Here is a 10,949-nt window from a genome sequence, read left to right as displayed (position 1 = left end):
TTTAATATAAAATTTTTGGTTATTCATTCAGAATAGTAATCTAAACCGTTACTCAATATCTTCTATCGTTTTAATTTGGAAATAAGCTTCTTCATTTTTCCAAGTTATAATACCTGCAGACTTCCAAGGTATTTTTCCTTGTTTTTCTATAAACCCTTTCTGCCATTGAAAATTTTCAGGCAGTTCTATTTTTTTTACTAATATTTCAAAATTCGTGTCATCCAAATTTATATTGTTTTTAGTAGCCCAATCTGCAGTCAATCTCATCATTCCCTCTTCAAAATCTTGTTGATCTATAGTTGGGCTATTCACTCTAAAATATATATATGCCCAATTGGGACCTTTAACAATATCTTTATTAAGAAATCCATTTTCTTTAATATATGGTAACCAAATATCATTTTTTTCCCCTTTATACTTTATAGCTACAATATGATTATAATTTTCAAAATGATGATCTATAAAAACACCATGAGGTCCTATACCAAAAACTCTTAAAGAAAAGTTTTTAATTATTCTTGTCTTTGGTATCATTGTATGAAGCCCCAATTTATTATATAAACGAGATGTATAAGTACTAAGTCCAGAATTATGATTAAGTGTAACATTTGCTTGAAGCAAAATCAGTATTATAAATAAAAGTTTAAATGACTTAATCTCTCTGTTTTTCAATACAAAAGGTTCTTCAGACCATTCTAATTTAACAAACTTAGAAATCATTTTATCAATAAAACCGACAGGAAGCGCCAGTATATAAATGGCAATCATTCCCCAAGCAAAGAGCGGAATTGGGAAAACAATAAAAATACCTATATGTAATAGTATTCCTGATATTGCTGCATATAACCTAGACCATTTATTCCATATCAAAAAAATGAATAAAGCTTCAAAAGCAAGTGTATAATATCCCATAATTAACATCAACCAACGTTGATCTAATAACCAACTAGATTCTAACAGTGTTGTTTGAGGAATCGCTGCAGGCAACCAAACTCCCATTCCAGACATCCAAATTTCAGATTTAAATTTGAAAAAAACAGAATCGAAATAAAGTAATCCAATACCAAAAAGTAAAGGGATTAAATAGAAAAATACAGGAATTTTACGAGGCTTTTGTTTAGAAAAAAAACGTTTTAATGATAGATTTTCATCTAATGGCATAAATATCATTAAGAAGTTCATGATTGTATAAATACAATGCATATGATACTCAAAAGAGTTATTTGAAGATATAAAAATGAGTGTAAAGACATAATTAGCAATTGCCATATATCTTGTTTTATAACCTAAGATCATACATAAAACGACACCCATCCATATTAGAATAGACGGACCTAATTGAATATCTGAAGTTTCTATAAAAGGAATTGGGTCATAAATAAACTCCTTATACTCATATATAAAGAGTATTTCAAAAAGTAGAACCGTATTATAACATATCCGAAACAGGCTTAGCCCAGAAGGAGAAATATATTTAGTAAATAAGAAATCTAGTCTACTCAACATTCCATTCAATTTGTGGTCTAATTAAGCCATGTATTTTACCTAAATATCCCATTTCACGTTTAGAATCTTTTACTTGAAATTGCAGAAATTCTTTATTCGAATATAAATATTGCATTTCATTGGTATGAATATATACATGAATTTGATAGTGTTCATCATTTAAAAAATTTGATGGTATATGTGCAACAACATCAGTTTCATTAGTAAGAGAGCAATCAAATTTTCCTCCCGTACCAAAAACAACATCTCCTTTAATAGTCATCAAATTAAATCCAACAGAGATCTTTTCAGATTTGGTCAGATTTACTAATCGTATTCTAAGATTAACTTTAGAAGTAACATCTATAACATCTTCTTTATTTTCTGAACTTCCATTCTCAATGGCAGCTGCAATAATCTTAATCTGATCATTTCCATATGCAGATTCTAAGTTAGAAAACTCAAAACTTCTATTTGAAGAAAAATCTGATTTTAGGTATTTTTGAATAACATCTGCTGGATTTCCATCATCCACAACAGTACCATTTTTCAAACTAATAACCCGTGTACATAATGCTTCTACCGATGACATATTATGACTTACGAAAAGGACTGTTCGTCCTCCAGAACTAGAAATATCTTGCATTTTTCCAATAGCCTTTTTTTGAAACTCTGCATCTCCAACAGCAAGTACCTCATCTACTACCAATATCTCTGGTTCAAGAAAAGCTGCTACCGCAAACCCTAAACGCACTCGCATCCCACTAGAATATCGTTTTACAGGCGTATCAATATACATTTCACAGCCCGAAAACTCTACAATTTCATCTATTTTTCCAGTAATTTCAATCTTGGTCATTCCAAGAATAGCACCATTTAAAAAGATATTTTCTCTTCCAGTAAGTTCTGGATGCATTCCCGTTCCTACTTCTAGTAAACTAGCAATGCGTCCTCCTATTTTTATACTTCCTGTTGTAGGTGCTGTTACTCTAGAAAGTATTTTAAGTAATGTAGATTTACCTGCGCCGTTTTTTCCTATAATACCAAGAACTTCACCTCGCTTTACTTCAAAATTAATATCCTGTAATGCCCATACATAGTCTGAACTTGCTTTTGCACTACGATCATTAACACTTCCAACTTTAAGATATGGATCTCCTTTACCACGTATCTTATGCCAAAACCTATTAACATCATGACCTAGTGTTCCTAAACCTACTAATCCTAATCGGTATTGTTTTGATATATTCTCTGCTTTTAATATAATATCGCTCATAGGAATTCTTTTGGAAAGGCATTTTTAAGTGCTGTTCTTACTGAATTTATTTTTTGTATATCAGGTATTACATCTATTTTAGAAAATAGTGCTGCATAAGATTGTATTGTTATTTTATCATCTATAAATAATGGTTTATATGGTGTCATTCCTACAGAAAGAAAATAGTCATCATATTTTACATTATCTCCGCTCAATTTATCTGAAAATTGTACCCAAATAGCTGGTATCCCATATGCTTGTGCAACAATAACCCCGTGTAATGATGAACTAATTACCTTCTTACACTCCAAGATACGATCTGTTACATAAAACACATCATCATTGATAAGATTAAGTACCGTTACGTCTTTACCCTCGCCATACCACTGTGATACAATGTCTTGATCTACATAATGAGGAATAAATCCGTATTCATATTTCTTTTCAATATCAGGTTGATAGTATTCTGGTAATAAAATAGCTGGGTCTCCGTACACTTCTGGACATAAATAACCTAGTTCTTGTATACGCTTTCGCGAAAGCGGACCTCGTACAGCACAAAATGTAGCGTTAGAAAATTGATCATTTCTTGAGATAATACCACTTCCCCAAACAACAGCTTTAGGTTGGGTATAATTCATGATGCTCCCTATCGCCATAAGATATGATTTTTTAAACCAGCTCTTTTTCTTAGCGGGTGCATTATAAAAAGAAACTTCCTTACCACTTATCCAAGAGACAATTTGCGCAGATAATATATCTCCATAATTCTCTTGTTCTTTTTTTTCAAAAAACTTAGATGACCAATAAAAAAGAGGAATTTGTTTTCCCATATGATTATACAGTATCAATAAATGTTTTTTCCGTTTTATTAAAAATAATAAGCCCAAAGAGGACAAATACAATACTTAATCCTAAACTTATGAATAAACCTTTCACATTTGGACTTCCAGTATTTAACAACATATAACGGTAAGCCTCTACCACTTGTGCTATAGGATTGTATTCTACCACCCATGCATAATTAGATAATTTTTCTTTTACTAATGCTAATGGATACATCACAGCAGATAGATATAACAGTAACTGCATCCCAAAAGAGATTAATATTTTAACATCTCTATATTTTGTTGCGATAGCACTTAACATCATTCCTACTCCTAACCCTAGCATTGCAACAGTGAGTATCGCTAATGGTAGTAAGTAAAATGTATGACCCACACTTATATCTTCTTTTTCATAGAAAAGGAAATACAAGAAAAATAAAGTAAAAATAAGGAGCTTTATTCCAAACTTAAAAAGACTAGAAATTATTCTAGATAATGGTGAAACAACTCTTGGAAAATATACTTTACTAAATAAACTTGCATTAGAAGAGAATGTTGACGAAGTATTTGTCAAGCATTCTTTAAAATAAGACCATAATGTAATTCCTGCAAGATTAAAAAGAAATGGAGGAACAGTTCCAGTTTGTATCCCTGCTACATTATTAAATACTAATGTAAAAATCACCGATGTAAATAACGGTTGGATTAAATACCATAAAGGCCCTAGAACAGTTTGTTTATAAACAGTAACAATATCGCGTTTTACAAATAAAAAAAGTAAATCACGATAACGCCAGATTTCTTTAAAATTAAGGTCTATAAATTTCCCTTTAGGTTTTATTTCATACAACCACTCTGTTTCTTCTACTTTATTCAAATTACATTGTTTAAGAGATTCGTATTACTTTCTTTTAAATGCTTTTTTTATTTTCCTACGCCATCGTTTTAGGAATGGTGTCCCTTTAATATCCTCATGATATCCGTTTCCATAAGCTCCATAACCGTAGCCGTATCCATAACCATAGCCATAACCATTACCATATTTTCCTTTACTCTGGAAGTAGTTTAATACAAAACTCACATTCTGTACTTCCCCTTTTGCATACTTATCATTAATTAACCCTAGCATACCCTTTTTGGTATAGCCTTGTCGTATCATATATAAAGAAGCATCTGCATAATTCATAATTTCAAGTGCGTCTGCAACAAGACCTACAGGGGGTGTATCTAAAATGATATAATCATACTCTTTTTTAAGTTCACTCATAAAGTCCTTCATAGCATCACTTAACAAAAGCTCTGAAGGATTAGGAGGAACGGGACCTGATAGAATAATATCTAAACACGAAATTCCGCTTTCTTGCTTTATTTCATCTATTGAGTTTTGTCCTATTAAATAGTTAACAACGCCAGCTTCATTAGACAGGTCAAAATCATCAAAAATCTTAGGTTTCCGTAAATCAAGTCCTACTAGAACCGTTTTCTTATTACTAAGTGCAAAAACAGATGCTATATTGATGGATGTGAATGTTTTTCCTTCCCCACTAACAGAAGAAGTTACTAATACCGTTTTTGCACCTTCTATATCTTTTTTACGATACATGAATTGTAAACTAGATCGTATTCCTCTAAAGGCTTCTGCTATAGAAGAACGAGAACGATCACGTACTACTAGATTATTACGGTGTTTACTCTTTCCTATAATACCTAATACCGGGATTGAGGATAGCTTTTTTATTTCTTCAGGATTTCCAATTTTAGTATTAAAAAACACTAATAAAAAAACGAGTACTAGCGGAACAATCCCTCCAACAATAGCTGCGATAATATAATTAAGGCGTGTATTTGGCCCTACTTGCCCCCCTCCTACATCTTTTGCTTCATCAATAAAAAGAATATCAGATACGTTTGATGCTTTAATTATTGTTGCTTCACTTCTTTTTGAAAGATAGAGATTATAAGCGTTTTGGCTTAAAGTAAACTTTCGTTGAATATTTGCTAGTTCTTGTTCTTCTTTAGGAAATGTACGCAACTCAGACTCTGCAATGCTTATATCTCTATTTACTTGTCTAATCTCTCCATTGATAATGCTTGTAGATGATGTAATATTTTCTAGGAGTACTTCTTTTTCTGCATTAATACTCCTATCTATTTCTCTAAATTTAGGGTTACTTTCCTTAGCAGAATATCTAAGATCACTACGTTCTACAGATAATGCTATTATTTTATTTACACTAGCTCCTATACTAGATTCCTGAATACCAGAAACCGAAGGTGCAGGAACACTACTATAATCAGTTCGAGAGGTAAGGTAATTTTCTAATATCCTATAATAAGACAAGCGTTTTTCTAATGCGTCTTTCTCATTATCATACGTCTTCAACTTGGCTGTAAGTGTTGCAGAACCTCCTTTAAGAGCAACATCAACATTATTATTTTTAAACTCATTTAGTTCATCTATTACAGATTGTAATTCTTTATTGCGGTCTGTTAAACTACTGTCTATAAATTTTATGGTATTGGTTGCAAATAAATTCTTTCGTTCTAATTGATCTTTCTCTCTTACCAGTACAGAAGCATTTAAAAAATCTACTATACGATTTTTATTAGTCCCACCAATACTCAGTTCTAATATAGAAGACCCCCTAGGGTTTTGTATTACAGAAATACCTTGATATCGTCGTACGGTACTATTAAAACTACCTAAACTTACAGAGTATTCGCTTCCTGCTCTTGGGAGTACATCTGTAGACTGAAATACTCCTTTTAAAAAAGGAAAATCAAGCGTATCGCCTAGTTTTACAGTTTTTTTAAATTCTGGTGGAAGTACAGAAACAGATCCATACTCATGAGTTGTGTAATTATACACTCTCGCTTTATTGCTAGAAAAAGGAATGGTAAATTCAAAATTGCCTTCACCTACATCTTTTATGGCAATTCTTTTATTAAACAATTGCCCATGTGTATCATCTAGTTTAATTTTAAAAGGAGTTTTCCCATATACATCTAGCATATTATACTTCCCTTGCATATTATAGTTAATATAATATTGCAGATAAGAGACTACTTTCTCATTATGTGTCCGTGATTTAAACAGAATGATGTTTGTTTGTACTTTATCGGTAGTTCCTCCCCAATTAAAGACCAAACTTGTATTCCCAGTAAATAAAGGGTTTTGATCATCTTTTATAGAGATCATATTTTTTAACCTATAGACAGCTTGCTTTCGGATATTCTTATAATAAGCCACTCCAAAAGCAATACTTAAGCAAATAACAAATAGAGGCCAAAAACTTAAAACTTTTAATAAAAACCCTTTAAAGTCAAAGAAACTCCCTGAATCTTGTATGTCAAAATCTTCATCCATAAGCTATAGACGTGTAAATAATAATATAGTAGACGTTAATGCGGTCACTACGGTAAGTATCGTTCTAAATGTATCTAACCCTGTTGTACCTGCTCCTAAACTTTTTTGCGGCAATGGATTTACAAGAATCAAATCATTAGGTTGCACATAATAATATGGAGATTGCATAGCACTTATATCGGTTAAATCTACATGGTGTACTTTTTGCCCTCCTGGATATTGCCGTATAATCACTACATCTTGACGATCCCCTGTTAATGAGATATCACCCGCATTTGCTACAGCATCTAGCAATGACAACTTTTCTGCAAGTTCCGTTTTTACACCTGGACTTCCTATCTCTCCTGCAATAGTATATCGTATTCCTGCAAGTTTTACGGTTACAAAAATATTTGCTTCTTCCTCAAAATAATCTTTTAAGAGTTTTTCTTCTACAATTCCTCTTATTTCTTCAGTGGTACGACCTAATACATTTACTTCCCCTAAAGTAGGCATTCGTATATTCCCGTGCCTATTGACAGCAAATCCATCATAATAATACCCTTCATCTAAAGTAGCAGATCCAGATCCTATTGGATTAAAAAACTCTACAAGCTCTTGATCAAGAGCCTTTAAACGTATACTTAACACGTCACTCACTTGTACTCTGTAGGGTTGTTGTTGTAATTGCAAACTTATCAAGCTATCATTAGTCTTCTGTGTACTTTCTTGAAGATACGTGAGCTTTTTAGTAGGGATACAAGAAGAAATGCTCGCAAGAATAACGAGCAATAAAAGCAAAGCTGGGTATTTCATCAGGTTAAGGTTATGAATAACAAATATAGGCGTTCATCGTTAATAATGAAACTTTCACAGATGTTTAACGTATACAAAGCTTAATATCTTCAAAAAAAGGAAGACTATTTTTTTACCATACTAGTTATAGAATAAGTATTTTAGCACTCAATATGCTAATTTCTTATATAGAAAAAAGGTATTACTTGAACCTTATCTTTCATTTCAAACTTCAAAATTACACGCATTGAATTACCTTTCTGTAGAAAATATATCAAAATCATTTGGTGAACTTACTTTATTTAAAGACATCTCTTTTGGTATTAATAAAGATCAAAAAATAGGATTTGTAGCAAAAAATGGTACAGGAAAAACTTCTATGCTACAAATTATAGCTGGCCTAGAAGCTACAGATAATGGACAAGTAGTGTCTCGTAAAGGAATTACGATATCCTATTTACCACAAGAACCAAATTTATCTCCCACACTCACTGTAGAAGAAACCATATATACTGGAGACAATCAGATTATTAAAACAATTGCTGCATATGAAAAAGCATTGCTTAATCCTGAAGATGAAGATGCCTATCAACAAGCATTTGAAGCTATGGATGCTATGCAAGCTTGGGATTTTGAAACGCAATACAAACAAATATTATCAAAACTAAAATTACACGACCTAGATAGAAAAGTAGCGCTCTTAAGTGGTGGACAGAAAAAACGCCTCGCACTAGCATCTCTTCTTCTAAGTAAACCAGATTTAGTTATTCTTGATGAACCTACTAACCATTTAGACCTTGAAATGATCGAATGGTTAGAAGAATATTTTAAAAAAGAAAACCTTACCATTTTTATGGTAACGCATGATCGATACTTTTTAGAAAATGTATGTAATGAAATTATAGAACTTGATCAAGGAAAATTACATAGTTATAGAGGTAATTATGCATATTATCTTGAAAACAAAGAAATGCGTCTGGCTAATGAATCTATTGAATTGGCAAAATCAAAATTGCTCTATAAAAAAGAGCTTGAATGGATGCGTCGTCAACCTAAAGCACGTACTACAAAGTCAAAATCACGTATTGATGATTTTCATAAAATCAAAGAAAAAGCTAGCCAACGACGAAATGATCACAAGGTACAGTTAGAAATCAATATGGAACGCTTAGGAAGTAAAATTCTTGAATTTCACAAAGTGAGTAAAGCGTTTGGAGATTTAAAAATACTAAACCAGTTTGAATATGTTTTTAAAACTGGAGAACGTATCGGAGTTATAGGAAAAAATGGAACTGGTAAATCTACATTTCTTAATATTATGACAGGCGCTTTACTTCCTGACGCTGGTAAAGTAATTGTAGGGGATACTGTAAAGTTTGGATATTATACTCAGAAAGGAATTGATATTAAACCTGGTCAAAAAGTAATTGATGTTATTAAAGAATTCGGAGATTTTATTCCTCTTAAAAAAGGACGTATAATTTCAGCAGGGCAACTCCTAGAACGTTTTCTTTTTGATCCAAAAAAACAATATGATTTTGTAGAAAAACTTAGTGGTGGCGAACGTAGACGTTTATACTTATGTACTGTCTTCATTCAAAACCCAAATTTTTTGATTCTTGATGAACCAACAAATGATCTAGATGTAGTCACTCTTAATGTCCTTGAAAATTTCTTACTTGATTTCCCAGGCTGCTTGGTTGTAGTTTCTCACGACCGTTACTTTATGGATAAGATTGTAGATCACCTTTTTGTTTTTAAAGGCGATGCAATTATTGATGGTTTCCCTGGAAACTATTCTGACTATCGCACCTATGAAGGTAATGTGAGTTTCAATCATACAGATTCAGCAACTAAAATTGCCAATCAAAAGGTGATTGCTAATGCTTCAGAAAATCTGCCGTCTTCAGAAACTAAATCCTGGAAAGAAAAACAACATACTGGAAAACTATCCTATTCAGAGCAAAAAGAACATACCAAACTCGAACGTGAAATTGCACAACTAGAACGAGATAAAATAGAAAAAGAAAAAGAGTTTCTTAATCCTGACTTAACTCAAGACCAAATCACAGAAGCATCGACCGTTTTGCAAAAAATTATTAAGGATATAGAAACCAAAGAAGAACGATGGTTTGAACTTTCTGCAAAGATGGAAGAATAACAATACAACACTTTTGTTTTACCAAGTAATCACATATTTAAAATGGCTTCCCAAAACCTTTTATCTTAACGGGATACACTCCCCCTTTGTTTTTACTTTTAGAAAAGAGTGTTTAAAAAACAAGAAGAAATTACCTGTATACAATGTTTTAAAGACATACAAAAAAAAATTACTACAAAATCAAGTATCTATTACTGTGACAGATTTCGGAGCCGGATCTCGGGTATTTACTTCCAATCAAAGACGCATTAAAGATATTGCACGGTATGCAGGAGCTACTCAAAAACGCATGCAACTTCTACATCGTATATCTAATTATTTTAATCCAGAAAATACATTAGAAATAGGTACTTCTTTAGGCATGGGAACAGTAGCATTATCTATAGAATCAACAGCAAAAATCATAAGTCTAGAGGGGTGCCCAGAAACAACAGGAATTGCCACTAAACAATTACAAAATTTTAATATCACAAATGCGTATATCAAGGTAGGTGAATTTGATAAAAACATAAAGAAGTTTGCATCCCAAAATTTTGACCTCATTTATTTTGATGGCAATCATTCTAAAAAAGCAACGCTTGCATATGTACAATCTTTACTTCCAACAGTAACCAATAATACCTTATGGATTTTTGATGACATACATTGGTCTCCAGAAATGACAGAAGCATGGGAACATATAAAAGAACTACCTGAGGTCACTGCTACGATAGATTGTTTCTGGTTAGGATTTGTTTTCTTTAGAAGAGAACAAAAGAAAGAACATTTTTATAGTACTATATAAACGAACATAAAAAGCCCATCACCTAAATCTGGATGAGACACCCCTAACCTTTCAAGGTTTGGAGACATTTTAATTTGTGACTGCCCAAATGAAATTACTACCCAAGTACATATAAACAGTATTGGTGCATATTTTTTTAATAATGTATTTTTTTTCATAATTAAACGTTTATTTTTCTCCTACTCTATTTGCTTTTCAGATACCGCGTACACCCCTACTGTTCTGTTATTAAAAAAATCTCACCCTATAATTTTTTCTTAAAACAAAAAATATTCTACCAAAACGTGTAACAA

At 32.0% G+C, this 10,949-nt stretch carries 8 protein-coding genes; 2 read left to right on the top strand and 6 right to left on the bottom strand.

Annotated elements, in window-relative coordinates; all coding sequences use genetic code 11:
• Nucleotides 1-48 precede the first annotated feature (48 nt).
• The 6 genes from ABJD27_RS01925 to ABJD27_RS01900 are packed head-to-tail and all read right to left on the bottom strand — an operon-like array spanning nt 49 to nt 7,732.
• On the bottom strand, nt 49-1,506 hold the full coding sequence (locus ABJD27_RS01925) for an HTTM domain-containing protein (protein ID WP_348166101.1): 1,458 nt from the start codon (nt 1,504-1,506) through the stop codon (nt 49-51).
• Entirely contained in the window at nt 1,496-2,761 is a 1,266-nt protein-coding gene (locus ABJD27_RS01920) for an ABC transporter ATP-binding protein (protein ID WP_348166098.1), read from the bottom strand. Before ABJD27_RS01920 ends, ABJD27_RS01925 begins: the two co-directional genes overlap by 11 nt.
• Nucleotides 2,758-3,576 (bottom strand): polysaccharide pyruvyl transferase family protein, encoded by an 819-nt coding sequence (locus ABJD27_RS01915; RefSeq protein WP_348166095.1) that lies wholly within the window; start codon nt 3,574-3,576, stop codon nt 2,758-2,760. The genes ABJD27_RS01920 and ABJD27_RS01915 overlap by 4 nt, the downstream gene beginning before the upstream one ends.
• 4 nt (nt 3,577-3,580) lie before the next feature.
• A complete protein-coding gene (locus ABJD27_RS01910; RefSeq protein ID WP_348166092.1) occupies nt 3,581-4,447 on the bottom strand; it encodes an ABC transporter permease in 867 nt (288 codons plus the stop codon).
• A gap of 24 nt (nt 4,448-4,471) precedes the next feature.
• On the bottom strand, nt 4,472-6,937 hold the full coding sequence (locus tag ABJD27_RS01905) for a polysaccharide biosynthesis tyrosine autokinase (protein WP_348166089.1): 2,466 nt from the start codon (nt 6,935-6,937) through the stop codon (nt 4,472-4,474).
• A 3-nt stretch (nt 6,938-6,940) separates the two neighbouring features.
• Nucleotides 6,941-7,732 (bottom strand): polysaccharide biosynthesis/export family protein, encoded by a 792-nt coding sequence (locus ABJD27_RS01900; RefSeq protein ID WP_348166086.1) that lies wholly within the window; start codon nt 7,730-7,732, stop codon nt 6,941-6,943.
• 226 nt (nt 7,733-7,958) lie between these two features.
• Between ABJD27_RS01900 and ABJD27_RS01895 the strand changes: the two genes are divergently transcribed.
• Both ABJD27_RS01895 and ABJD27_RS01890 read left to right on the top strand, forming a co-directional pair.
• On the top strand, nt 7,959-9,872 hold the full coding sequence (locus ABJD27_RS01895; protein ID WP_348166083.1) for an ABC-F family ATP-binding cassette domain-containing protein: 1,914 nt from the start codon (nt 7,959-7,961) through the stop codon (nt 9,870-9,872).
• Between the two features lie 196 nt (nt 9,873-10,068).
• Nucleotides 10,069-10,656 (top strand): class I SAM-dependent methyltransferase, encoded by a 588-nt coding sequence (locus tag ABJD27_RS01890; protein ID WP_348166080.1) that lies wholly within the window; start codon nt 10,069-10,071, stop codon nt 10,654-10,656.
• The last annotated feature ends 293 nt before the right edge of the window (nt 10,657-10,949 follow it).

Origin of the sequence: Dokdonia sp. (genome assembly GCF_039945015.1) — a bacterium.
GTDB lineage: Bacteria > Bacteroidota > Bacteroidia > Flavobacteriales > Flavobacteriaceae > Dokdonia.
The sequence above is the reverse complement of the archived record's forward strand: the minus strand, read 5'-3'. Positions and strand labels throughout refer to the sequence as shown.

Excerpts from the sequence above, each read along its gene's own strand:
- ABJD27_RS01905 (WP_348166089.1), bottom strand. The coding sequence starts at position 6,937 with ATGGATGAAGATTTTGACATACAAGATTCAGGGAGTTTCTTTGACTTT.
- ABJD27_RS01900 (WP_348166086.1), bottom strand. The coding sequence starts at position 7,732 with ATGAAATACCCAGCTTTGCTTTTATTGCTCGTTATTCTTGCGAGCATT.
- ABJD27_RS01920 (WP_348166098.1), bottom strand. The coding sequence starts at position 2,761 with ATGAGCGATATTATATTAAAAGCAGAGAATATATCAAAACAATACCGA.
- ABJD27_RS01925 (WP_348166101.1), bottom strand. The coding sequence starts at position 1,506 with ATGTTGAGTAGACTAGATTTCTTATTTACTAAATATATTTCTCCTTCT.
- ABJD27_RS01915 (WP_348166095.1), bottom strand. The coding sequence starts at position 3,576 with ATGGGAAAACAAATTCCTCTTTTTTATTGGTCATCTAAGTTTTTTGAA.